Below are 22755 nucleotides of genomic sequence, written 5' to 3'. Positions count from 1 at the left end.
GGATGAAGACCGTCGTCGTGGCCGGCGGCACCGACGGCATCGGCCGGGCGCTCGTGGAGGAGCGCCTGGGCCGCGGCGACCGCGTCGTGGTGATCGGCCGCGACCCGGCCAAGGGCCACGAGCTGTTCGGCGGGCGGGTCGAGTTCGTCACCGCGGACCTGAGTCTGGTCGGCGAGACGATGAAGGCCGTCGACGCGGTCGCCGCAGGCAATCCCGTGGTGGACGCTCTCGTGCTCTGCGCGCGGCACTACCGCAGCGAACGCACCGAGACGGCCGAAGGGATCGAGGAGAACTTCGCCCTGTTGTACCTGAGCCGCTACCTGCTCGGGCACGGCCTCGCCCCGGCAATGGCGCGAGCGCCCCGGCCGGTTGTGGTGAACGTCGCCGGCCCGGGAGGCGGACTGCACCTCGTGCGCTGGCACGATCTCGAGCTGCGCCGCGACTACCACGGCGGCGCGGCGCTGGGCCAGGGCGGCAAGCTCAACGACCTGCTCGGCGTCGCGTTCGTCCAGCGGTACCCGGGCATCCGCTACGTCCTGGTCCACCCCGGCGCCACCGCCACCGGGTTCTCCGGCACGTATGACCCGGCGACGCGGGCCCACGTCGAGGCGATACGGGCCACCGCCAAGCCACCGTCAGCCGCGCTTCCTCCGATTCTCGCCGCGATCGACGACCCGCCCGGCGAGGCGCTCAGCGCGATCGTCGAGGGCCGGCGGATCGCCGTGGACGGCCCCGACTTCGACGCCGGCGCGGCGGCGCGGCTGTGGTCGATCACCAAGGAGCGGCTGGACGGGCGGGCGTGATGGCGGTCGTGGCCGTGCTCTTCGCCGGCGCCCTGGTGGCGCTGGTGCTGCGCTCGGAACCGACGTTCTGGGTGCTGTCCGGGCTTACGCTCGCGTGGCAGCTGGCGTTGCTGGAGCGGGAACGGCGCCGGCGCCGGTGACGCCCGTCGGTTCCGTTTCCTCCCGGTCGGTGGGACTGGCGAGGCCGAGGTTGTCGCGCAGGGTCGCGCCCAGATAGTCGTCCTTGACGATCCCGCGCTTGCGCAGCTCGTGCAGCAGCCCGTTGACGACGAAGTCGTGCTGGCGCGGGTCGTCCAGGCCGCCGACCGAGAGCACGTCCAGCACGCCGGCCCGGAACCGCTCCTCGACGGCGTCGGCGAGCTGCTCCGGCGTTCCGGCGACGCTCCAGTGCCCGGTGTCCTGCGCGGCGATGATGAGCTCGCGCAGCGTGTGCCCGCGGCGCGCGTAGTCGCTGAAGATCTCGACCCGTCCGCGGCGGCGGTGCACGGCCGCCACGTCCGGCAGGAGGCTCTCCGGCAGCGGCGCGTCCAGCCTGGCCTCCGAGAGGTCGACACCGCCGCCGAGCATGTCGGCGAGCAGCGCCCGGCCGGCCTCGAAGTCGATCGCCTCGTGTCGCTCGCGGACGAGCCGGCGGGCCTCGGCCTCGGTCGCGCCGAACGTGGCGTGGAACGAGCTGAAGACGAGGGGCAGGCCGGGCGGCCGGCCGAGCCGCGCCGCCCGTGCGCGGACCCGATCGGTGTACTCCCGCGCGATGTCCATCGTCGACAGGGCGGTGAACACGACCTCGGCGTAGCGGGCGCCCAGCTCGATGCCGGCCGCCGACTGCCCGGCCTGCACGAGCACCGGCCGGCCCTGCGGCAGCGGCGGGATGTTCAGCGGGCCGGCGACGCTGAAGTACTTGCCGGCGTGGTCGATCGGCCGGATGCGGTCCCGGTCGAGGATGGCCCGGCCGTCCGGGCCGATCCGCAGCGCGCCCGGACGCCAGCTGTCCCAGAGCGCGTTGACCACGTCGAGCGTCTCGGCGGCCCGCGCGTAGCGCTCCTCCGGGCTCGGCAGGCCGTCCGGGCCGAAGTTCTCCTCGCCGATCGCCGAGGTGACCAGGTTCCACGCCGCCCGGCCGTTGCTCACATGGTCGAGCGTGCCGAAGAGCCGAGCCAGGTTGTACGGGTGGTGGAACGTGGTCGATACCGTGGCGATGAGCCCGATCCGGGACGTCACCTGGCTCAGCGCCGAGACGTAGACGAGGGGCTCCTGCGCTCCGATGGTGCCCTGCGCGCCGAATGTCAGCAGGTCGGGCACGAACAGCGCGTCGATGCGGGCCGCCTCGGCCAGCTCGGCCACCTTTCGTGCGGTGTCCACCGTGGACTTCGTGGGATCCAGGGCCAGCTCGTAGGGGCCGGGAAAACCGCCCGCGCCGGTCACGGTGGCGAGCGTGCGGGGTGGACGAGCCGTCATGACCGAACCATATTCCTACCGATTCAGTAGTGAAATATGTCGGCGGTCACACTTGCCGTCTCGCGCAGGAGTTGAGGCAGGAGTTGGGGGTGGCGCCACGGGCCGGAGCCGTGGCATGCTCGATGTCAGCGAGGCCCCTTCCGGATTCGGACGCGCCCGACCACCCGGAAGAAGGAGCACGCCATGTCCTCGTCTGATACCCAGCCCCGGTCGCCTCGGATGGGTCCGCCCCCGCACACCCAGGATCCGTATACGCGGATCACAAGCCCGCGCGGGATCCCGGTGGATCAGCTGGTCTCGGTGCTGCAGAAGGAGATCCGCCGCAGCAACGTGGACAACGCGGTCCTGGCGGCGTACGAGATGCACAGCACCTCCCCGGAGGTTGCCGGGCACCTGTGGCGACGGCTGCGGTTGATCGCCGTGGAGGACGTCGGCATGGGAGCGCCCCTCGCGCCGGTGCTGCTGCGGGAGCTGCGGGCCGACTATGACGCCAGCGGCGGGACCGACTGGATGCAGGTCGTGCACGCGGTGCGCTACCTGGCCACCGCGGCGAAGGACCGCACCAGCTCCGAGCACGCTGACTACGTGCGCACGATGGTCGAGGCCGGAAACCTGGTGGTCGAGGTCCCGGATTACGCGTTGTGTGTGCACACGCGCGCCGGCCAGGAGATGGGACGCGGGCTGCTGCAGTGGTGGCAGCACGGCGCCCAGGTGCGCGACGAGTCGCCGAGCGCCGATCACGCCTACCGCGACGCGCTGATCTCGCTGTGCCGGCAGGCCGAGGAGGCCTCTCCGTAGTGGACGCATGGCCTGGTTCCACTGGCAGGGCCGTCGTGGGCGCCGGCTGCCCCGGCGCCCACGGCCCCGGCCGTGTGGTGCTCAGTTCCCGATGGCGTGTCCGAACCGGAACAGGTTTCCCGGGTCGACGGAGTTCTTGACCGCGCGCAGCCGTGTGCGGATGTCCGGCGTCCAGGCCGCCGTGACCTGCTGCGGCGTGGCGGCGGCCCCGAGGAAGTTGAGCAACGAGGTGCCCATCAGCCAGGGCCCGAGGGCCTCGAGGACGGCGCCGCCGACGGCCGGGACGATCTCCTTGAGCGGCGGCGGGCTCGGAGCGATGACGTACACGCTGTAGGCGCCCTCCCGGCCGGCAACCGCGTTGGGCGGTGAGGCGGGGCGGGACAACGCGCCTCCCAGCAGCCGGATCTCGACCATGATGAGTGGCACCTCGACCTCGGGACCGGCGACCTTCAGCAGCGTGTCCACGGTGTCCGCCTCGATGGAGTGCAGCAGACCGCCGCGCTCCCACACCGGCATCGGATCCGTCGGGTCCTGGTGGACCATGTCCGTCGCCTCGTACGGCAGCTCGCCGACATGTTCGAGCACGACAGCCCCCGCCGACCGCATCGGGGCGAGCAGGTCCTCGCCCTCGGCCGCCGGGCCGTGGTAGGAGAACCGCAGGTGTACGACGAACTTGCCACGCAGCGGCTCCGGCAGCTGCTCCAACGGCGGCATCCGCAGCAGTGCGACCGAGGTGCTGGCGTTCTCGGGCAGCGTGGACGCCCAGCCGCGGTAGGCGTGCAGCACGTCGGCGGCGGAGCTCGCGGCGAAGAAGATGCCGCCGGCGTAGAGCGCCGCAACCGGGAACAGCCGCACCCGCATCGCGGTGGCGATGCCGAAGTTGCCCTTGCCGCCTCGCAGCGCCCAGAACAGCTCCGGGTCCGTGTCGGCCGTGACGTGGCGCGGCTGACCGTCGGCGGTCACCAGGTCGACCGAGAGCACGTGGTCGGCGGCGAAGCCGTACTCGCGGCCCAGCAGGCCGACGCCGCCGCCGAGCGTGTAGCCGACGGCGCCGACCGAGCTCGACGATCCGCTCAGCGGCGCCAGCCCGTACTTGGCGGCGGCTTCGATCACCGCCCGCCATCGGGCACCGGCCTCGATGTACGCGGTCCGCTGCTGCGGGTCCACGGTGACCTGTCGCATGCGGTGGGTGGTGATGAGCATGGCGTCCTCGACGGGCACGACGGCGCCGTGACCGGTCGCCTGGACGGCGACCGGAAGCTGGCGTGCCGCGGCCCACCGGACGGCGGCGGCGATGTCGTCCGCGCCGGTGGCGCCGACCACGACCGCCGGGTGGTGCGCGACGGCGGTGTTGAAGGTCGCGATCTCGGCGGGCAGCTCGGAGTCGCCCGGCGTGTACACGGGTCCGCGGACCTGCGACCGCAGCGAGGTCAGGTCGTCGGCCCGGGGTTCGTCGGTGTTCAGCAACTTGATTCCAATCTTGGCGTCGTGGCGGGGTCTTCCGATGCCTCGACGGTGCCCGGCCGCGGTTGCGATCCGGTTCGGACGGGGTACATCGCCCGCTGCAGAACCGCTCCAGGCGTTACTCCAACGCGTCGCATGTGGCATGTAGTGCGACGCAAGTGACGGGGTCGAACATGAGGCTCATGCCCGACCATCAGGATGACGCGCCAGTGTTGATCACGCGACGGCACCCGGGAGGGCAGCCGGGCCGGCTGCGGATCTGCCTCGAGGACGTCGGTGATCCGACAGCGGCACCGGTGGCCGAGGCGCTGCTCGCGGCGCGGCCGGGCGCACCGGTGGCCCGGCTGGTGCGCATCGAGGTCCGCGCATCAGTCCGTGGCCGTGGCCTGGGGCGACGGCTGCTGCGCGAGGTCGCCGCCGAGGCTCGCGCGGCCGGTGCCCGGCGCCTGCGGGTGGCCCCGGTGGAGGCCGTCGGATGGCTGATGAACAGCGGCTTTGTCGTCGGCGACGGCTTCGCCGATCTCGTGTTGTGACCGCGTGGACACTAAGATCGGCTCCGTGCAGTTCCGCGTACTCGGTCCGATGGAGCTCGTTGGAGGCGACGGCCAGATCGTCGACCTCGGCGGGCCGAAGCTGCGCGCGGTCCTGAGCCTGCTGCTCCTCGACGCGAACCGGGTGGTACCGCTCGACCGGCTGATCGACCAGTTGTGGGGCGACGAACCGCCCGCCTCCGCGACCGGCAACCTCCAGTCGTACATCTCTCAGCTCCGAAGGATCCTCGAACCCAGCCGGGGCCCGCGGCAGCCCGCCGAACGGCTCCTGACCCGCCCGCCCGGCTACCTGATCCGGGCCTGCGAGGACGACCTCGACCTCCTGCGCTTCTCGCGCCTCATCGCCGACGGCGGAAAGACCCTGCACGACGGCGACCCGCAGGCGGCCGAGGCTCTGCTGCGGGAGGGGCTGGCGCTGTGGCGGGGGGAGCCACTCGCCGACCTGGTGGATGAGCCGGCCATCGCGGCCGAGCGGATGCGCCTGCAAGAGCTGTATCTCACCGCCCGGGAGCGCTACGGCGAGACGCTGCTCGCCCTGGGCCGGGCCGAGACGGCGGTCGTCCTGCTCGATCGGTTGGTGGTGGAGCAACCGCTGCGGGAGCGGCTGTGGGTCCGTCTCGCCACCGCCCTCTACCAGGCCGGTCGGCAGGCCGACGCACTCGATGCCGTGCGCCGCTGCGCCGCGATGCTGCGCAGCGAGCTCGGGCTGGAACCGGGCCCGGAGCTGCGCGAGGTCGAGCAGGCGGTGCTGCGCCAGGATCTGGCGTTGTCCCCGTCGAGGCCCGCGGCGCCCGCCGTTGCGGTCATAACGGGTACATCGCCGGGTTTGTCGTCGCCGGCGGAGCCGGCCCAGGAGGCCCCATCGCCGGAGGTCCCCGGGACCGGCCTGGTCGGGCGGCGTGGCGAACGGGCCCGGCTCCGCACGGCGCTGAGCGATGCGGTCAATGGCCGAGGCAGCGTGCTGGTCCTGGAAGGGGAGGCCGGCATCGGCAAGACCCGGCTGGCCGAGGAAGCGGCCGAGATGGCGCTCGCGCAGGGCTGGCGTGTCGCGTGGGGCCGTTGTGCCGACGACACCGGCGCGCCGGCGTTGTGGCCCTGGCTGCAGATCCTCCGCCAGCTCGAACGGTCCGGCGAGGTCGAGCCGGCGGGACTGCTTCCCGACCCCGCGGGCGACCCCGACCGGCAGCGTTTCGCCCTGTTCGAGCAGCTTCGCACGCGCCTGGCCCAGGCGGCGGCGGCACAACCGGTCATGCTGGTGCTCGACGACGTCCAGGCGGCCGACGTCATCTCGCTGCACCTGCTCGTGCTGCTGGCACGCCACCTCGATGACGTCCGCCTCGTGACCGTGGCGACCGCACGGACGATCGGCGAAGATCTTCCGCGGACGACGACGGATGAGCTGGCGGCGTTGGCTCGGGAGCGACGCACCACCCGCATCGTGCTGTCCGGGCTCGGCGAGGGAGACGTCCGCCAACTGCTTGCCGGTCTCGGCGCTCTGGACGGCCACCAGCTCGCCTCGGAGATCCATGCGCGCACCGAGGGCAACCCGTTCTTCGTGGTGGAGCTGGCCCGGCTGCTCAGCAGCGAGCAGAGCAGGGTCTCGTCCGCACGCCAGATCCCACCATCGGTACGCGACGTGCTGGACCGCCGGCTGGCGCGATTACCCGACGACACGCGCAGCCTGCTGGCGCTCGCCGCCGTCATCGGGCGTGACTTTCCGCTGGACCTGATCCAGGCCGCCGCGAGCCTCGACGCGGAGCGCGTGATCACCGTGCTCGAGCCGGCCGTGATCAGCCAGGTGATCAGCGAGGACGACGACCGCTGGGTATGGCGGTTCAGCCACGCGCTCGTCCAGGAGACGCTGATCGCCGGGTTGTCCCGCGTGCAGCGCGCCCGGCTGCACCGGCAGGCCGGGCTGGCGCTCGAAACGCGTGGCCGGGCCGGGCGGCTCGACGTCGAACGCCTCGCACACCACTTCTTCCAGGCTGTACCGGTCACCGGCGCCGAGCCCGCGATCGGGTACGCCATCGACGCCGCCTCCGCCGCACGGGACCGGCTGGCGCACGACGAGGCGGCGGCGCACACCCGCCGGGCCCTCGCCCTGCTGGACGCGACCGACGACGACGGCGCCCGCCGGCGGCACGAACTGCTCGTCGCGCTCGGCAACGACCTGCTGCGAAGCGGTCACCCCCACCTGACCCAGGAAGTGATCGCCGAGGCGATCGACATCGCCCGCCGTCTGGGCGACCGTGCCCGGCTTGCCGCCGCCGCGTCTGTCTGGGGCGGCGTCACGCTGTGGAACTGGCGCTCCTACGGGATGGTCGACGAGTCGCTGGTGGCCCTGCTCGAAGACCTGGCCGCTGAGGTCGAGGACGACCCCCGGCTGCGTGCGGAACTGCTCGGGACACTCGGCGTCGAACTCGCCTACCATCCGGTCCGGCGGGACGACGGGATCCGCTACGCCGACCAAGGCGTGGCACTGGCCCGCCAACTGCGCGACCCGGCCCTGCTCGGCCGCACGCTCAACAACTACGGCCTGGTGGCCTGGGGGTCGTCGGACGGCGTGCGGCGGCGACTGGCCGCCGCGGACGAGGCGTTGGCGCTCGCCGGCCATGGGCTGCCGGCCCGGACCGAGTTCCTCGCCCGCCTCCACCGCGGTCCGCTTCGCCTGCACCTGGGCGACGCCCCAGGGTTCGAGACCGACCTCGCCGCCGCGGCGCGCCTCGCCGACGGCCTCACCGGTCCCGAGGTCCGCCCGCATCTGCTCTTCCAGCAAACCGGGCTGGCCATGCTGCGCGGCGAGTGGGACCGTGCTGAGGAACTCAGCACGGAGGCCTGCGAGCTGTACCGGGCCACCAGCCTCTGGGGAGCCCAGTGCTGCTACGCGCTGCACCAGTTCACCTTCCGTCGTCGCGATCGGCGCCTCGCGGACGTGCTGGATCTGCTGGTCGACACGGCAGACCTGCAGATCCCGCTGGTACAGACGATTGCCATCCTCGCCGCGGCGGAGATCGGCGACACCGCCGAGGCGGCACGGCTGGTCCGCCGGTGGGCTCCCGCCGAACCCAGCGACTGGACGACGGACGCCCTCGCCGCCGCGCGCGCGGAACTGACCCTCGCCCTCGACGGGGACCTCGACGCGGCATACCAGTCCCTGTTGCCGTACGAGTCTCGCCAGATCGTCGTCGGAACCGCAACCGCATGCTGGGGCTCGTACGACGCTCTCCTGGCCCGCGTGGCGCGGCACGCAGGCCGGGATCAGCTCGCGGCCCGCCATCAGCAGGCGGCTGTGGACGTCGGCCGGCGCATCGGCTCACCGTGGCAGGCTGATCCCGCGACGCATCCGATGCGGTAGCCAGGGCCTCCGCGGGCCCGCAGTAGTGAGTTCCAAGTCGTCTGAAAGTGGCGTGGCGGAACCTGGCGGCAGAAGTCATCAGGAGGCTGTCATGTCCAAGTTCCTCGGCCGGCTCGGTGCAGCGGCCGCCGCACACCCGTGGCGCACGATCGGCGCGTGGCTGATCGCGCTCGTGGCGTTCACCACCCTGTCGCTCGGGTTCGGCGGCACGCCGCACGACGACTACAACGTCCCCGGCACGCAGTCGCAGGCCGGCATCGAGTTCCTGCGCGCGCACTTCCCGCAGATGTCCGGCGCGGACGCGCGGGTCGTGGTGCATGCCGACCGGGCGCTCGACCCGGCCGCGTTGGAGGCGCTGCGCGGGCGCCTCGCCAAGATGCCGGGCGCGAGCGTCGTCACGCCGCCGCGCCTGTCGGCCGACGGGGACACCGCGCTCATCGGCGTGCAGTACGACATCCCGGTCACCGATTTCCGCGGCACCGAGGGCACGGACGCGCTGCGCGCCGCCGCCGTGCCGCTGACCCGCGAGGGCGTCCAGGTCGAGTTCGGCGGGGAGGTCGCCGAGAACATCTCCGCGCCGAGCGGCACGGCCGAGGGGGTCGGCATCGTCGCCGCGCTGCTGATCCTGGTGTTCGCGCTGGGCTCGGTCGTCGCGGCCGGCCTGCCGCTCGTCGTCGCGATCGCCGGCCTCGGCGTGGCGACCGCGGTCGTCGCGCTGCTGGAGAAGGTCACCGACATCAGCGGTACCGCACCCACCATCGCCACCATGGTCGGGCTCGGCGTCGGCATCGACTACGCCCTGCTGCTCGTCGCCCGGCACGTCGAGGGCCTGCGCGCCGGCCTGTCCGTGCGCGAGGCGGCGGCCCGGGCCAACGCCACCGCCGGGGCCTCGGTCGTCGTCGCCGGCCTGACCGTCCTCGTCGCGCTGTTCGGCCTGAAGCTGTCGACGCTGCCGGTGTACTCCTCGTTCGGCTACGCCACCTTCGCCGCCGTGGCCGCGGTCATGGCCGCCGCGCTCACCCTCGTGCCGGCGCTGTGCGGCCTCGCCGGGCGCCGCGTGCTCCCGCGCGCGGTCCGCCGCGGTACCGCGAAGGCCACCGGCGCTGCCGCTGCCGCGCACCCGGGCCTGACCGCGCGCTGGGCCGCCGGCGTCGGGCGCCGGCCGATCCTCGCCGCGCTCGCGTCGCTGGTCGTGCTCGCCGCGCTGGCCGCGCCGATGCTGGGCATGCGGACCTGGCCGCAGGACGCCGGCAGCCAGCCGACGTCCAACACCACGCGCAAGGCGTACGACCTCGTCTCGGCCGAGTTCGGCCCCGGCGCGAACGGCCCGCTGCTGCTCGCCGTCGACACCGCGAAGGTGTCCGATGTGGACGGGCTGGTGGCGCGGCTGCGCGCCGAGCCCGGCGTGGCCGCGGTCGCCCCGCCGGCGGTCAACGGCACCGCTGCCGTCATCATGGTGGAGCCGAAGACCGGGCCGCAGGACGAGGAGACGACGCGGCTGCTGGACCACCTGCGCGCCGACGTGCTGCCCGACGGGGTACTCGTCACCGGTTTGGTGGCGGTGTTCGCCGACATCTCCGACCGGCTCGCCGAGCGGCTGTGGATCGTCGTGGCGTTCGTGGTGGCGCTGTCGCTGCTGCTGCTGACCGTGCTTTTCCGCGCACCGGTGGTGGCTTTGAAGGCCGCGGTGATGAACCTGCTGTCGGTCGCGGCGGCGTACGGCGTGATGACGGCGGTCTTCCAGACCGACGCGGGCGCCCGCGCGGTCGGGCTGCCGCACGGGGTGCCGATCTCCAGCTGGGTGCCGATCCTGCTCTTCACCGTCCTCTTCGGACTGTCGATGGACTACGAGGTGTTCCTGCTCTCGCGGGTCCGGGAGGACTGGCTCGCCACCGGCGACGCGCAGGGCAGCGTGGTGCGCGGCCTGTCCGCGACCGGGCGAGTCATCAGCGGGGCGGCGGCCATCATGGTCGCGGTGTTCGTGGGCTTCGCCCTGGACCCGGACGTCACGGTGAAGATGACCGGCGTGGGTATGGCCGCGGCCGTTCTCGTCGACGCGACGATCGTCCGCCTGCTGCTCGTACCGGCCACGATGGCCCTGCTGGGCCGCGCGAACTGGTGGCTGCCGGGCTGGCTGGACCGGCTCCTGCCCCGCGTGGAGGTCGAGCGCCACGCGCCGGAGCCCGAACTGGAGCCGGTCGGCCGGTAACGACTGAAGTACCTTGGCCTGCGCCGCCCCACGGCGGCGCAGGCGCTCTCGCCAGCGGCCTGGATCGTGTCCGCACTGTGTCGAGCGGGAGATTCGACCGTTGCCGATGGCCGCCACCGTGGAGGCATGCGCATACGGTGGCAGGTGTTCGCGGTGCTGGCTGTCGTTGTGGGCGTTTGTCTCGGCCCCATGGCCTCCGGTCTGCGCCAGCAGAACCTGCGAGCGGTCGAAGAGGTGACCGCGGTCGTCGACGGCCGTCGCCCGGGAACGGTCGTGGTTCACACCGAGCGGGACGCACGGACAACCCGGTGGCTGGTGGACGACACCGCGGAAGCGACGGACGTCGCGGGCGAGGCCGACGAGGTCCAAGACCTGCCACGCTCACAGGACTGCGCCGGCGCCGTCTGCTACCGCGTGGCAACGGCGGCGTTGCGGGTCGAGGGGAGCGGTGACGGCGGCAAGACGTACTCCACCGCGTGGGAGATCACCGGTGCGACGTACACGATGCTCACCGAGATCTACCCGCAGGTGGGAAACCCGGGGGAGCACCTGTCCTCGCGCTCCGTCGTGGTGCACGCGGTAGCCGGAGGCCACGTCGTGTTCGTGGCCAACGGTCGCGACGGTCTGCTCTATCGGGATGTGGGCGGCACGTGGCGCCGCCTCGGATCTCCCGCGTCCGGCGAGGGCTGCTGTTACTACGAACCGCCACCGCGCGTCGCCTCCGACCCGCAACCGCTTGACCTGACCAGCTATGCGATCGTCGTCGTCGTGCTGGCGATCCTGTTGTCCGGCGCGATCACAGCGATGCGCCGGCGAACGCTGCGCTGGACCGGCGCGGTGGCCGTCGTCGCCCTCGCCGGCTCTGCCGGCTACGGGACGCAGTTGGCAGGTCATTACCCCACCGTCGGCATGTTCCCAGGGTTCGTCTACGGGGTCCCGATCATCCTGGTCATGCTCGTGGGCGGTGCCGCCTTGGCGATAAGGTTCGCCACCGGCCCAGCGCCTCGCGCGCCGGGATCCGGGAACAGCCCGGCGGCTCCTGTGACCACCGCCCCACCGCCCTGACTTTTCTGCGACGGTCCTGACGACCGGCCCCGCTGTCTGGCTCCCCACCCGCCGCCAGCGCCGCCAGGCGTCGACGGCGGGTGGGATCGGCCGTCAGGCGGGTCGCGCGGTCGGCTGATCCACCGGCACCGGCAGGTCAGCGGGGACTGGTCGACGCGACGCGACCGTCGTTGCCAGTACGGCCAGACCGAGGCCGCAGATCAGCCCACCTGGCAGAATGAGCTGGCCGTCGGGTGGGTTGCCGTAGCCGGCAGCCTCCATGAGTGGGCTGCCGACCAGCAGCGCGGTTAGGAGCTGCAGGATGGCCGACGGGTAGCCCGCCACAAGCGCGCCGATTGTCACAGCGAGCCAGACCAGGCGACGGCCGGAGCCCCAGCGCGCCGCCGCGACCGTGAGCACCACGGTCAGCGGTGCCAGCATGTCGACCATCATGAGGTCCGGCAGCTCGGGAATCCACCAGGACGCCGCCGTGAGCAGCACGGCCAGCGCGGGGAGGGCCACGAGCGGCGGGTTCCACCGCCCAACCATGGTCCGGACCACCCCGGCCGCCAGCAGGAGCAGCACCGCGGCGGCCAGTCCGATACCGACGGGCAGTTCACGGGGTACCAGGTCGTCATGGAGGTAGGTGGCGCCGGTGAACAGGCCGGGCGCGCTCCATGCGGCCAGCACGGCGATGCCGAGCCGTGTCCGATCTGCCGTCGCCTGCGCCGGCGGGATGCGCCCGAGTCGAGCACCGAGCCAGACGGCGGCCGCGAGGATGGCGAGCGCGGCCCCAGCCGCGGCCATGAATACGACCGGACCACCGAGATCGGCGCGGTCCACCAGGGTGTCGGCCGTCACCAGCGCGGCGCCGCCCAGCACGGCCGGCACCACCATCGCGCCTCGGGCCGCGATGGCCGCGACGACGCCGAGCAGTGCTGCCAGCAGGGCGCCGAGGCGGATGTCGTGAGCCCGCGTGTGGAGCTCGCCGAAGAAATGGTCGCGCTCCAGCGGGACCAGCTTCGGGGTGAGGACCGTCAGCGTGAACGCCCAGAGCACCACGCCGCCCGCGGCCACCGCCAGCGGCAGCCGGGCCGGCTCCGGCCGGGCGGTTGGAGGCGCATCGGTGATGGGGAGCCGGACCGTCACCGGTTCGGGCCGGCGTCGGGCCACGGCGGCATAGGTGATCGCCAGCACGGTCGCGAGCAGCAGCGGTTGTACCGTGCTCGACACGAAGCCGACCACCTCGGCGGAAGCGACCATGCCATGATCGCGGGGACCGTATGACGGCCCGCTGTCCGTCGGCAGCAGCAGAGCCTGCGGCGTCCACAGTAGAGCGGTGAACGGATCCAGCCCGACCCGTAGGGCCGTGCGCAACCCGGCGACGATCCCCGCGAGCGACAGCGCCAGCGCACCGCCGCCCATGCCGACCAGCCAGGCAAGGCCGGGGCGGTGTGGCCTGCCGGACCGCTGCGGTCCGGGTGTTCCGGGCGATCCGCGTCCGGTGAGCCGGGCGACGGCAATAGCCACGGCCACGACCACAACGGTCCAGACCAGCGTGGCCGGAACCACGTCGGGCGGCAGATACGTCACGATGCTCGGATCATCCTGGAAGTCCGGGGAGAGGAGCTGGTGCATCGCGAGGAAGGACGCCGCGAGCACCAGCGGCGCGACGACGGCTGAGCCGACATCGCCCATCCGGCCGCGGTGTGCCCAGTTCACCGGGAGCCGTCGGCCCAGCCAGTTGCCGAACAGGCCGGTCCCGGCGACGGCGACCAGCACGATGGCGTTGAGTCCGGCGCCGGGCCAGTCGACGTCGGTGCGGAACACGTCAGGGTCGCCTCCGCTCATCATCCGTACCGTCCTGAGCACGAACTGCAGCGCGGCGACGGCCGCAGAGCCGGTCACAAAGGCGGCGGCCAGCGCAAGTGGCGCCCGCAAGGCGCGGCCGAGGACCGACAGGATCTCAGGCCAGCCGCGGGGCACCCCGTGCTCGTCCTCCACCGGCGGTGACCAGGCCAGGCTCAGCGCGAACCGCAGCACGCCCAGCCGTCGAGCCAACCGGCCACGACCCGGCTCGCTCGCCAGGACGGCCAGCTCTGCTTCCCACTCCTGGCGCCGCTCGTCGCGCACCTGCTCCGGCCAACGCCGCCAGGCGACGTGGACGGCTGCCCGCACCAGCCGGTTCACGTCAGCCTCGGCTGGGCGGAAGGCTGCTGCGCGCGCCCCAACTGCTGGTGCAGCGCCGCCAGCTCGGACCGTGCCGCTGCCGTGCCGTCGGCGGTGAGCCGGTAGTAGCGCCGCGCCGGCCGGCCGGCGGCCGCCGGGTCGAGCTGCTCCCAGTACGCCTCCACCCAGCCGGCACGCTGCAGCCGTTCCAGCACGGGATACAGCGTGCCGCTGGGCAGCCCGGTGGTACGCATGAGCTCGAGCCCATAACGGTCGGCGGTCGGATCCGCCAATAATGCGGCCACGACCTTCACCACCGCGGTCGTCATTCGCAAGCCATCCATACTCGGAATACTACATAGGGTCGAACCGGGGTCAGTCGGCGCCATCGGCGGCCCCTCGCCGCCAGGCCGTTCGGGCGCTGCCGGTGTGCAGCGTCGGCAGCCATCCTTTCCAAGATCATGGAGTAAACGTGCTGCTCCTTGTGCACTTTTACTCCGTGATCACGGCGAACATGATGGTCGGTCGACGCGGATGACTCAGGGGAAGGCCGGTGTGCGTTTAGGGGGAAAGCCCCCGGTCGAAATGGGGGGACTTCCTGATCGTTTCGGCCGATCCGCTGTCCAAGACTGATGCACATGGCAGAGAGGCCCAGGTTCAGCATCGTCATCCCGTGCTTCAATGAGGCTGGCTATCTCACCGACGCTCTCCTCTCCCTGCAGAAGCAGGATTTCGACGGGGTGTGCGAGGTCATCGTGGTCGACAACAATTGCACGGACGAGACCGCGGGCATCGCTCGCGACCTCGGCGCGCGGGTCGTGGTCGAGCCGGTGCCCGGGGTGTGCAACGCCCGCCAACGCGGCACGGAGGCGGCGCGTGGTGAGATCGTCGTCTCGGCCGACGCCGACACGGTCTACGGCCGTGATTGGCTCAGCCGTATCGACGCGCGGTTTCGCGGCGATGGGCGCATCGTCGCGGTCGTCGGCCCCTGTCGGTACATTGACGGTCCCCGCTGGGGCCGGCTCTACGGCCAGATCCTGTTCGCAGCGGTCAACGGCGCCTATCGCCTGACCGGCCGCGCCGTGTACGCGAGCGCGACGAACATCGCCTTCCGCCGCGAGGCCTGGACGGGTTACGACACCAGCCTGACGCAGGGCGGCGACGAACTCGACCAGCTGCGCCGGCTGCGCAAGAAGGGCCGGGTCGTCTACGACCAGGGCAACCCGACCTACACGTCGGGCCGGAGGCTCACCCGTGGGCTCGCGTACAACCTGTTCGTGACCCTGCCGGTGCACTACATGCTGACCTATGCCGTAAACCGGATCGCGGGGCGGCGCGTGCTCGGATCGGCGCCGGCGTTCCGCGACTATGCCGGGTCGTTCGAGGCAACCCCGGCGGCCAGCCGCGAGGCGGTCCGGTGATCGTCCTGACCGGGATGGTACTGCTGGCCGTGCTCGGCGCGGCGTACTGGTTGCTGATGTCGCCCTTCGCCCCGTCTTCGCGCGACTACCCGTACCGTGGCGCAGCCGCCGAGCGGGTGGTGGCGCTGACGTTCGACGACGGCCCGAACGAGCCGTACACCTCGCAGATTCTCGACATCCTGGCGGCGCACGACATCCGGGCGACCTTCTTCCACGTCGGGCAGTGCGTCGAGCGCCACCCCGAGACCGCCCGGCGCGCGATCGACGCCGGCCATGTCCTGGGCAACCATTCGCTGAGCCACCGGTTCGGCACATACCTGCGGCCGAGGGCGTACGAGCGGGAGGTCGAACGGACCCAACGTGTGCTGGCGCGAGTCACCGGCCGAACTCCAGCGCTGGCCCGCACGCCGTGGCTGTGGCGCCAGCCGGCTCTGCTGCGGATGTTGCGTCGAAGCGGCCTGCACCCGATCGCCGGTGAGTTCGGCCATGCGCTGGAGGTGTTTCAGCCGTCCGGCGTACGGATGGCCCGCCGCGCCGTCGCCAAGACGCGCCCTGGCTCGATCCTCATCTTCCACGACGGGTTCGACAGCCGGGGCGGCAACCGCGCCGAGACGGTCGTCGCGGTGCGGGAGACGATCGAGGGACTGCTGGCCCGGGGCTACCGGTTCGTGACGGTGGACGATCTGCTCGGTGTGCCTGCCTACCAGGCGTAGACCTCCGAAACGGCACCCATCGATGAGGGCACCGACGGAAAGCTGTGGCAGCTGTACGACGTGACTTCGGGCGCGGACGGTCGTCCGGACCAAGATCGTCGGTGGGCTAAGCTGGCGTTATGTCGATTCGAGTCGCTGTCCTTGACGATTACCAGAGTGTCGCCCGGTCAAGTGCCGATTGGACGCCGCTGAACGATCGAGCCGAGGTCACGTTCTTCAGTGACCACGTCGCCGACCCGGATGACCTGGTGCGCCGCCTGGAACCGTTCGAGGTGGTCGTGGCGATGCGCGAGCGGACGCCCTTCCCGGCGGCGATCCTCGAGCGGCTGCCCAATCTGGCGCTCCTGGTCACCACCGGTGCGTTCAACGCGGCGATCGACGTCCCGGCCGCGCATGCCCGCGGGGTTGTGGTGTGCGGCACCGGGTCCGTACCGCACACCACGGCCGAGCTGACGTGGGCCCTCATCCTGGCGGTCACCCGCCGGGTGCCCGCGGAGGATGCCGCGCTGCGCGCCGGGCAGTGGCAAACCACGATCGGTCCCGAGCTGGCCGGGTCGACCCTCGGCGTCATCGGGCTGGGCAACATCGGCAAGCGGATCGCCCGCTACGCGCGGGCGTTCGACATGAACGTCGTCGCCTGGAGCGAGAATCTCACCGACGAGCGCGCCGCCGAAGCAGGCGTCGAGCGCGTGAGCAAGCAGGAGCTGTTCGAGCGGGCCGATGTGGCGAGCGTCCATCTCAAGCTGAGCGAACGCACGACCAACCTGATCGGGCGGGCGGAACTGGAACTGCTGGGCCCGCGCGGCTACCTGGTGAACACCTCGCGTGGGCCGATCGTAGACGAGTATGCCCTGGCCACCGCCCTGTCGGAGGCGGTCATCGCCGGTGCGGCCCTGGACGTGTTCTCCGTCGAGCCGTTGCCGGCGGACCACCCGCTGCGGGTCGCGCCGAACACCGTCCTGACACCGCACATCGGCTATGTCTCGGTGCCGATGTACGAGCGATTCTTCGGGGACGCGGTGGAGAACATCGTGTCGTGGCTGCAGGGCGCCCCGGTTCGGGTGATCCCGGCCGAGTCGTAAGCGTCACGTCTCCTCGGGAAGGTCCGTGGCCGGCGGTCGGGTGACCGGCCTACCGCGGCGGTCACCCGGCTCGCCGGCTTGCCGGCCTATCATGCGCGTCGGTTTGGCCGGCCGGCGACCGAAGCGCTGCTCACGCGCGGCTACCGTAGGCGCACGGCATAGGTCAGGTGCGTCACCCGCGGGGAGGGCTCCGCGCGGACCGGCTCCAGGGCCACGCGGGTCGCGTCCACGCCCTCGAACAGGCGGATTCCGGAGCCGAACAGCACGGGCGACAGCGCGATCGAGAACTCGTCGACCAGGCCGGCGTTCACGTACTGCAGGATCGTCTCGGCGCCGCCGGCGATGCGGACGTCTCGGTCGCCGGCGGCCTCGCGGGCCTGCTCGAGCGCGGTCTCGATGCCGTCGTTGACGAAGTGGAACGTGGTCCCGCCCGGCCGCTTCCAGGGGTCACGCTCGGTGTGCGTCACGACGAAGACCGGCGTGTGGAACGGCGCCTCCTCCGGCCACGCCAGCTCACCGGCGTCGAACATGCGCTTGCCCATGACGCTCGCGCCGGTGCGCTCGAACGTCTCCCGCACGATGTCGTTGTCGAGTCCTTCCTCGCCGCCCTCGCCGAGCTTGAGGTTCTCCCGGAACCACCGCTGCGGGAACACCCACGCCTGCAGCTGCGACCACTTCGTCATCCAGCGCTGGACCCTCGGGTCGCTGCGACCTTCGGGCGAGAAGACGTCCTCGACGGGCACGGCCTCCGGCGCCATGAAGCCGTCGAGCGACATCGTCACGCTGAAGAACACCTTCCCGGCCATCAGCCCTCCGCTCCCTTCCGAACGATCTCGGTGACGTAGACAGCCAGGTTGTTCAAGGTCTGCCGGCCGCCCTCGATCGCGTGGTACTTCTCGACCGCCTCGTCGCGCAGTTCCTTGGTGGGGAACACCGTGCGCATCTCGATCCGGGTCGCCGCCCCGTCGTGCGCGAACGTGAGGACCGACTCGAAGGCGTTCGGGTCGTCGCGGGTCTCACCGTGCAGCAGCGCGATCCGCTCCGGCGGGGTGATCTCGGTCCAGGTGATCCACTCCTGGTAGTCCGTCCCGTCCGGTCCGTGCATCACGAAGTCCCATTCCCCGCCGACGCGGAACTCGAACGCCCGTGTGGTGGTGGTGAACCCCTCCGGACCCCACCACCGCGACAGGTGCCGCACCTCGGTGAACGCCTCGAACACCAGCTCTCGCGGGGCATCGATGCCCCGCGAGATGAGAATTTCGCGGTCGGCCGTCGCGCTCATCAGCTACTCCTCCTGCGTTGCCTGCTTCAGGTCCTGCACGTAGGTGTCCAGCCGGTCGAAACTCTCGTTCCAGAACCGCTCGAACCCGCCGATCCACTCGTGGATCGGCCGCAGCCCGCGGGCGTCCAGGCCGTAGAGGCGCTGCTTGCCCGCCCCGCGGACCCGCACCAGCCCGACCTCTCTGAGCACCCGCAGGTGTTTGGACGCCCGCGGCTGGCTCATCCCCAGCTCCTGGGCCAGGTCGGTCACCGGCCGCTCACCCGCCCGCAGCAGCGCCAGGATGTCCCGGCGCTGCGGCTCGGCGATCGCGTTGAACGCGTCCGACGTCGTCGCTGCTCGTGCCATGGCGGCCATCGTATGCCTATAACGGAATACGTTCAAGCCGCTCGTCGGGCATGTCGAATGGTGCCAAGGTGACACCTTCGCTGAGCCAACATGGCTTGTTTGTGTGTCATGTATGTGCCATATTGGCACCATGGACTTGACCTCGTATGTGAGCAACCTCGGACGTGAGTTCGCCACGCTCGCCGAAGCCGGCGGTGAGGAGGCGGCTGCGCTGGTCGAGCGCCTGACGGGATCGCTCGAGTCGGCGATCCGGATGACACTGCTGGAGGCGCTGTCGGCCGCCGCCGACGAGATCACCCGGGATCTGGCTCCGGGTTCGGTGGAGCTGCGCCTGCGCGGACGCGATCCCAACTTCGTCGTGACCCCGCCACCCGCCGAGCCGCTCGGGCCCCCTGCCGGGGACACCGCGGCGACGGTCGACGGCGCGCCGGACGGCGACCTGCCGGTCGCCGAGGACGGGCCCGCCGCCCGGATCAACGTGCGCATGCCCGAGCAGCTCAAGGCCGCGATCGAGGAGGCCGCGGCCAAGGAGGGGCGCTCGGTCAACGCCTGGCTGGTCCGGGCAGCCGCCGCCGGCTTGCAGCGGCCCGAGCGCGATCAGCGTCCCGAGCCACGCGGCAGCACGAAACGGACCCAGCAGCGCTTCACCGGCTGGGTGCGCTGACGCACCCCACGCTGCCTGCACACCACGTCCCCGACCTGCGGGGACGCCTCACCCACCCATGATGCGGGGACAACCATGCCACATTACGAGACGCCCGGACCGATCTCCGTCACGCTCGAACTCGGCGTCGGCGACGTGCGCATCGCCGCGAGCGACCGGACCGACACCATCGTCGAGGTCCACCCGAGCGACGAAGCCGACGAGTCCGACGTGAAGGCCGCTCAGCAGGTCCGTGTCGAGTACACCAACGGCACGCTCCAGATCACCGGTCCGAAGCGCGTTTTCGACTTCTCCAAAAAGACCAGGTCGGTCGACGTATCCATCGAGCTACCCAGCGATTCCCAGCTGTCCGCCCACCTGCTGATGGGCGACATCCGCTGTGTCGGCCGGCTCGCGGAGTGCCGGCTCAAGACCACCGGCAACGTCTGGCTCGAACGAACCGGCCCGCTTCGCCTGCACACCGGGATCGGTCACGTCACCGCCGACGGCGTCACGGGCAACGCCGAGATCTCCACCGGCACGGGCAAGATCCAGCTCGGCGAGATCGAGGGCGCCGCGGTGGTCAAGAACTCCAACGGCGACACCACGATCGACGCGGTCAGCGGGGACGCGCAGGTGCGCAACGCCAACGGCGCCATCCACATCGAGTGGGCCGGCGCCGGCGTCGACGCGAAGACCTCCAACGGCGGCATCCGCCTCGGCGAGGTGGTCCGCGGCTCGGTCGTCCTCGGGACCGCCGTGGGCGACCTGGACATCGGCATCGCCGAGGGCACCGCCGCCTGGCTCGAGGTGAACACCGGACACGGGCACGTGCGCAACCAGCTGGAGAACGCCGCCGGGCCCGACGAGACCGACCAGACCGTTGAGGTGCGTGGCCGCACCTCCTACGGTGACATCACCATCCACCGCTCGAAGCCGTGAGCACCAAGCAATCCCGGGCGGCGATCGCCGCGACCGGGCTACGGAAATCGTTCGGCGACCACGTCGTACTCGACGGTCTCGATCGGCACGTGCGCGGTCTTCTCGCTGCTCGGCGCGAACGGCGCCGGAAAGACCACCACCGTCAAGATTCTGTCCACGTTGATCGGTGCCGACGCCGGTGACGTCCGGGTCGCCGGGCACGACCTCGCCCGCGAACCGGACGCGGTGCGCGCCGCGATCGGCGTCACTGGTCAGTTCTCCGCGGTGGACAAGCTGCTCACCCTGATGACCGTGACGGCCACGGTCCAGGGAACCGCGATCTCGATCGCCATGGACATGACCGAAGGCATCATCGCCCGGTTTCGTACCATGCACATCGCCCGTGTCTCGGTGCTGACCGGACACGTCCTGGGCAGCGTGATCCAGGCGGTGTTCAGCCTGGCGATCGTGATCGGCGTGGCCTTGCTGGTCGGCTTCCGGCCCACCGCCGGGCTGGGGGCATGGCTGGCCACGGCCGGTTTCCTGGTGGTGGTGACCTTCGCGCTCGTCTGGCTGTCCGTCGCGCTCGGCCAGGTGAGCAAGAGCGTCGAGACCGCGAGCAACCTGCCCATGCCGCTGGTACTGCTGCCCTTCCTCGGCAGCGGGTTCGTCCCAACCGACTCCATGCCGGCCGGTCTGCGCTGGTTCGCCGAGTACCAGCCGTTCACGCCGATCATCGAGACCCTGCGCGGCCTGCTGATGGGCAAGCCGATCGGGAACAACGCGTGGATCGCGCTCGTCTGGTGCGCCGTCATCGCGCTGGGCGGATACCTCTGGTCGAAATGCCTGTTCAACCGCGAGTCCTCCCACTGAAACGAGCGCGGCACGACAGAGCGGACCGTCGACGGCGTGAGGGCACCACACCCTGTCACGGCCGTCGGCGGTCCGCCGTCCGCCGGGTTACCGACGCGGGCCGCTCATCGTGCGGGCGTCAGGTGCGCGGCCTCGACGGTGTCGCGCAGGTGCTGCTCCGCCTCCATGCTCAGAGAACTGCGCAGCAGTTGACCACCGAACTGGTACGGCGCCATCTCTGCCACGACCTTGTCGACGGTGACCTGGTCGATGAGCAGGAACAGTGCCGCGGAGCCGGGCTGAAGCGCCGCGCCGACGTCCTTCATGAACTTGTCGTCGACCCCGACGTCGGTGGCCTTTCCGGCGACCGCACCGGCGGCCGCACCGACCGCCATACCGAGGAACGGCGCGAAGAACAGCAGCCCGATGAGTCCGCCCCACATGGCCCCACCGGCCGCTCCGACAGCGGTCGCGCTTGCCGCCTGATGCAGCCGGACCTTGCCGTCAGCGCCGGCCTCCACCACGGCGGCGTCGCGCACGGTGATGAGTCCCTGCCGTTGCAGGTCCATGATCTTCTGCCGTGCCGCGTCAGCGGTGCTCACGTCGCGGTATCCGATCGCAATCAGATCGCTCATGATGTGTCCTCTCAGATCGCCGGTTGATCGGCACCGCCCTTCGGCGCGGGCGGGTCCGCCTAGCTGCAACGGTGATCACTTCGTCTCCGGACCGCCTCGCTCGGAGGGAGTGACGAGCTCCGCCTTGGCGCGGAGCAACGCCTGACGCTCCGACCGATCGACCGTGGGGAACCGCGGGTCGATCTCGATGAGCGCGTTGGCGATCACCGCCGCCGCGGCGAGCCGGGCGAACCACTTGTGGTCGGCCGGAATGACGTACCAGGGGGCCCAGTTCGTGCTCGTGTTCGACAGCATGTCGGAGTACGCCGTCTGGTAGGCGTCCCAGCTCTGCCGTTCGCGCAGATCGGCGGCGGAGAACTTCCAGTTCTTCTCGGGCCGGTCGATCCTCTTCAGCAGGCGCTTGCGCTGCTCCTCCTTCGACAGGTTGAGGAACAGCTTCACGATGCGGAAACCGCTGTCGGACAGGTGATGCTCCCAGCTGTTGATGGCGCGATACCGGCGTTTCCACACGTTGCCGGCCTTGGCCTCCGCCGGCAGTTTTTCGTGCTCCAGATGCTCGGGATGCACCCGGACGACAAGGATCTCCTCGTAGTGCGAGCGGTTGAAGATGGCGATCTCGCCGCGGCCGGGCAGCCGTTGCGCGAAGCGCCACAGATAGTCGTGGTCGAGTTCTTCCGCCGACGGCACCTTGAAGCTGTGCACGCGCACACCCTGCGGGTTCACGCCGCTCATGACGTGACGGATCGTGCCGTCCTTGCCGGCCGCGTCGGGCCCCTGGAGCACCACGAGGAGGCCGTGCCGATCCTGGGCGGCCAGCCTCGCCTGGTACTCGGTCAGCAGGGTGACCCCTCGCTGGAGCAGTTCGGCGCCGTCGCGTTTGCCGGCCATCCGCGCCGTGTACCCCGGGTCGTAGCGCCCCGGCAGGCGGACCTTCGTCGCGGGCGGGACCCGCAACGGTGCGATCAACTCGGCGATCCGCTTCGCTTCCCGGTCGGTCATGGCGGTCTGCCGCG

The 22755-nt window shown here is 71.2% G+C and carries 22 protein-coding genes; 13 read left to right on the top strand and 9 right to left on the bottom strand.

The genetic code is table 11. From position 1 onward, the window contains the following. Nucleotides 1-2 precede the first annotated feature (2 nt). Together ABT297_RS24430 and ABT297_RS24425 are read left to right on the top strand one after the other, a co-directional pair. Entirely contained in the window at nucleotides 3-803 is an 801-nt protein-coding gene (locus tag ABT297_RS24430) for an SDR family NAD(P)-dependent oxidoreductase (RefSeq protein WP_350553555.1), read from the top strand. After that, entirely contained in the window at nucleotides 800-943 is a 144-nt protein-coding gene (locus ABT297_RS24425) for a hypothetical protein (RefSeq protein ID WP_350553553.1), read from the top strand. Before ABT297_RS24430 ends, ABT297_RS24425 begins: the two co-directional genes overlap by 4 nt. On the opposite strand, the gene ABT297_RS24420 is transcribed toward ABT297_RS24425, so the two are convergent. Next, nucleotides 888-2258, bottom strand: coding sequence for an NtaA/DmoA family FMN-dependent monooxygenase (locus ABT297_RS24420; RefSeq protein ID WP_350553551.1), 1371 nt, complete (start codon nucleotides 2256-2258; stop codon nucleotides 888-890). The genes ABT297_RS24425 and ABT297_RS24420 overlap by 56 nt on opposite strands. A gap of 282 nt (nucleotides 2259-2540) precedes the next feature. On the opposite strand from ABT297_RS24420, the gene ABT297_RS24415 reads away from it, so the two are divergent. Continuing rightward, nucleotides 2541-3056: an AAA family ATPase gene (locus ABT297_RS24415; RefSeq protein WP_350553549.1), complete on the top strand. Its 516-nt coding sequence runs from the start codon at nucleotides 2541-2543 to the stop codon at nucleotides 3054-3056. Between the two features lie 81 nt (nucleotides 3057-3137). On the opposite strand, the gene ABT297_RS24410 is transcribed toward ABT297_RS24415, so the two are convergent. Then, nucleotides 3138-4523 (bottom strand): FAD-binding oxidoreductase, encoded by a 1386-nt coding sequence (locus tag ABT297_RS24410; protein WP_350553547.1) that lies wholly within the window; start codon nucleotides 4521-4523, stop codon nucleotides 3138-3140. A 206-nt stretch (nucleotides 4524-4729) separates the two neighbouring features. On the opposite strand from ABT297_RS24410, the gene ABT297_RS24405 reads away from it, so the two are divergent. From ABT297_RS24405 to ABT297_RS24390, 4 genes are all read left to right on the top strand, one after another. After that, nucleotides 4730-5053: a GNAT family N-acetyltransferase gene (locus ABT297_RS24405; RefSeq protein WP_350553545.1), complete on the top strand. Its 324-nt coding sequence runs from the start codon at nucleotides 4730-4732 to the stop codon at nucleotides 5051-5053. A gap of 25 nt (nucleotides 5054-5078) precedes the next feature. Then, entirely contained in the window at nucleotides 5079-8426 is a 3348-nt protein-coding gene (locus ABT297_RS24400) for an ATP-binding protein (protein ID WP_350553543.1), read from the top strand. A 91-nt stretch (nucleotides 8427-8517) separates the two neighbouring features. Then, nucleotides 8518-10635 carry an MMPL family transporter gene (locus ABT297_RS24395; protein ID WP_350553541.1) on the top strand — a complete coding sequence of 706 codons (2118 nt, stop codon included), beginning with the start codon at nucleotides 8518-8520 and terminating at the stop codon, nucleotides 10633-10635. Nucleotides 10636-10761: 126 nt separating this feature from the next. Beyond that, nucleotides 10762-11700 carry a hypothetical protein gene (locus ABT297_RS24390; protein ID WP_350553540.1) on the top strand — a complete coding sequence of 313 codons (939 nt, stop codon included), beginning with the start codon at nucleotides 10762-10764 and terminating at the stop codon, nucleotides 11698-11700. 93 nt (nucleotides 11701-11793) lie between these two features. On the opposite strand, the gene ABT297_RS24385 is transcribed toward ABT297_RS24390, so the two are convergent. Next, a complete protein-coding gene (locus tag ABT297_RS24385) occupies nucleotides 11794-13869 on the bottom strand; it encodes a hypothetical protein (protein WP_350553538.1) in 2076 nt (691 codons plus the stop codon). Next, the gene (locus ABT297_RS24380) at nucleotides 13866-14192 is read right to left on the bottom strand and encodes a PadR family transcriptional regulator (protein ID WP_350553536.1); all 327 of its coding nucleotides are present in this window, start codon (nucleotides 14190-14192) and stop codon (nucleotides 13866-13868) included. Before ABT297_RS24380 ends, ABT297_RS24385 begins: the two co-directional genes overlap by 4 nt. Before the next feature lie 294 nt (nucleotides 14193-14486). Between ABT297_RS24380 and ABT297_RS24375 the strand changes: the two genes are divergently transcribed. The 3 genes from ABT297_RS24375 to ABT297_RS24365 all read left to right on the top strand — a co-directional run bounded on the left by ABT297_RS24375 (nucleotide 14487) and on the right by ABT297_RS24365 (nucleotide 17064). Next, nucleotides 14487-15269 (top strand): glycosyltransferase family 2 protein, encoded by a 783-nt coding sequence (locus tag ABT297_RS24375; RefSeq protein WP_350553534.1) that lies wholly within the window; start codon nucleotides 14487-14489, stop codon nucleotides 15267-15269. Continuing rightward, a complete protein-coding gene (locus ABT297_RS24370; protein ID WP_350553532.1) occupies nucleotides 15266-15982 on the top strand; it encodes a polysaccharide deacetylase family protein in 717 nt (238 codons plus the stop codon). The genes ABT297_RS24375 and ABT297_RS24370 overlap by 4 nt, the downstream gene beginning before the upstream one ends. Nucleotides 15983-16101: 119 nt before the next feature. Further along, nucleotides 16102-17064, top strand: coding sequence for a D-2-hydroxyacid dehydrogenase family protein (locus tag ABT297_RS24365; RefSeq protein ID WP_350553530.1), 963 nt, complete (start codon nucleotides 16102-16104; stop codon nucleotides 17062-17064). 140 nt (nucleotides 17065-17204) lie between these two features. On the opposite strand, the gene ABT297_RS24360 is transcribed toward ABT297_RS24365, so the two are convergent. From ABT297_RS24360 to ABT297_RS24350, 3 genes are read right to left on the bottom strand one after another with little or no spacing between them, the layout of a single operon-like run. Beyond that, a complete protein-coding gene (locus ABT297_RS24360) occupies nucleotides 17205-17870 on the bottom strand; it encodes a dihydrofolate reductase family protein (protein ID WP_350553528.1) in 666 nt (221 codons plus the stop codon). Then, nucleotides 17870-18346, bottom strand: coding sequence for an SRPBCC family protein (locus ABT297_RS24355; protein ID WP_350553526.1), 477 nt, complete (start codon nucleotides 18344-18346; stop codon nucleotides 17870-17872). Before ABT297_RS24355 ends, ABT297_RS24360 begins: the two co-directional genes overlap by 1 nt. 3 nt (nucleotides 18347-18349) lie before the next feature. Beyond that, entirely contained in the window at nucleotides 18350-18691 is a 342-nt protein-coding gene (locus ABT297_RS24350) for an ArsR/SmtB family transcription factor (RefSeq protein ID WP_350553524.1), read from the bottom strand. A gap of 130 nt (nucleotides 18692-18821) precedes the next feature. On the opposite strand from ABT297_RS24350, the gene ABT297_RS24345 reads away from it, so the two are divergent. The 3 genes from ABT297_RS24345 (at nucleotide 18822) to ABT297_RS24335 (ending at nucleotide 21128) form a co-directional block, all read left to right on the top strand. Continuing rightward, on the top strand, nucleotides 18822-19355 hold the full coding sequence (locus tag ABT297_RS24345; RefSeq protein ID WP_350553522.1) for a ribbon-helix-helix protein, CopG family: 534 nt from the start codon (nucleotides 18822-18824) through the stop codon (nucleotides 19353-19355). A gap of 75 nt (nucleotides 19356-19430) precedes the next feature. Further along, the gene (locus tag ABT297_RS24340) at nucleotides 19431-20276 is read left to right on the top strand and encodes a DUF4097 family beta strand repeat-containing protein (RefSeq protein WP_350553520.1); all 846 of its coding nucleotides are present in this window, start codon (nucleotides 19431-19433) and stop codon (nucleotides 20274-20276) included. Nucleotides 20277-20381: 105 nt separating this feature from the next. Then, nucleotides 20382-21128 (top strand): ABC transporter permease, encoded by a 747-nt coding sequence (locus ABT297_RS24335; protein ID WP_350553581.1) that lies wholly within the window; start codon nucleotides 20382-20384, stop codon nucleotides 21126-21128. A 104-nt stretch (nucleotides 21129-21232) separates the two neighbouring features. Here the strand turns inward: ABT297_RS24335 and ABT297_RS24330 are convergent, their stop codons facing one another. Together ABT297_RS24330 and ABT297_RS24325 are read right to left on the bottom strand one after the other, a co-directional pair. After that, nucleotides 21233-21742, bottom strand: a complete 510-nt coding sequence (locus ABT297_RS24330) for a DUF1269 domain-containing protein (RefSeq protein WP_350553518.1) — start codon at nucleotides 21740-21742, stop codon at nucleotides 21233-21235. A gap of 75 nt (nucleotides 21743-21817) precedes the next feature. Further along, the gene (locus tag ABT297_RS24325; protein WP_350553516.1) at nucleotides 21818-22741 is read right to left on the bottom strand and encodes a PPK2 family polyphosphate kinase; all 924 of its coding nucleotides are present in this window, start codon (nucleotides 22739-22741) and stop codon (nucleotides 21818-21820) included. Nucleotides 22742-22755: the final 14 nt, after the last annotated feature.

Source organism: Dactylosporangium sp. NPDC000555 (assembly GCF_040300025.1).
Taxonomy (GTDB): Bacteria; Actinomycetota; Actinomycetes; order Mycobacteriales; family Micromonosporaceae; genus Dactylosporangium.
Note: the sequence above shows the minus strand (reverse complement) of the source record. Positions and strands in the feature narration are given on the sequence as shown.

Bases quoted from the DNA above. Each gene is read 5' to 3' on its own strand.
- ABT297_RS24340 (WP_350553520.1), top strand. From the start codon at position 19,431: ATGCCACATTACGAGACGCCCGGACCGATCTCCGTCACGCTCGAACTC.
- ABT297_RS24430 (WP_350553555.1), top strand. From the start codon at position 3: ATGAAGACCGTCGTCGTGGCCGGCGGCACCGACGGCATCGGCCGGGCG.
- ABT297_RS24380 (WP_350553536.1), bottom strand. From the start codon at position 14,192: ATGGATGGCTTGCGAATGACGACCGCGGTGGTGAAGGTCGTGGCCGCA.
- ABT297_RS24420 (WP_350553551.1), bottom strand. From the start codon at position 2,258: ATGACGGCTCGTCCACCCCGCACGCTCGCCACCGTGACCGGCGCGGGC.
- ABT297_RS24325 (WP_350553516.1), bottom strand. From the start codon at position 22,741: ATGACCGACCGGGAAGCGAAGCGGATCGCCGAGTTGATCGCACCGTTG.
- ABT297_RS24355 (WP_350553526.1), bottom strand. From the start codon at position 18,346: ATGAGCGCGACGGCCGACCGCGAAATTCTCATCTCGCGGGGCATCGAT.
- ABT297_RS24330 (WP_350553518.1), bottom strand. From the start codon at position 21,742: ATGAGCGATCTGATTGCGATCGGATACCGCGACGTGAGCACCGCTGAC.
- ABT297_RS24350 (WP_350553524.1), bottom strand. From the start codon at position 18,691: ATGGCACGAGCAGCGACGACGTCGGACGCGTTCAACGCGATCGCCGAG.
- ABT297_RS24375 (WP_350553534.1), top strand. From the start codon at position 14,487: ATGGCAGAGAGGCCCAGGTTCAGCATCGTCATCCCGTGCTTCAATGAG.
- ABT297_RS24360 (WP_350553528.1), bottom strand. From the start codon at position 17,870: ATGGCCGGGAAGGTGTTCTTCAGCGTGACGATGTCGCTCGACGGCTTC.
- ABT297_RS24345 (WP_350553522.1), top strand. From the start codon at position 18,822: ATGGACTTGACCTCGTATGTGAGCAACCTCGGACGTGAGTTCGCCACG.
- ABT297_RS24395 (WP_350553541.1), top strand. From the start codon at position 8,518: ATGTCCAAGTTCCTCGGCCGGCTCGGTGCAGCGGCCGCCGCACACCCG.
- ABT297_RS24365 (WP_350553530.1), top strand. From the start codon at position 16,102: ATGTCGATTCGAGTCGCTGTCCTTGACGATTACCAGAGTGTCGCCCGG.
- ABT297_RS24390 (WP_350553540.1), top strand. From the start codon at position 10,762: ATGCGCATACGGTGGCAGGTGTTCGCGGTGCTGGCTGTCGTTGTGGGC.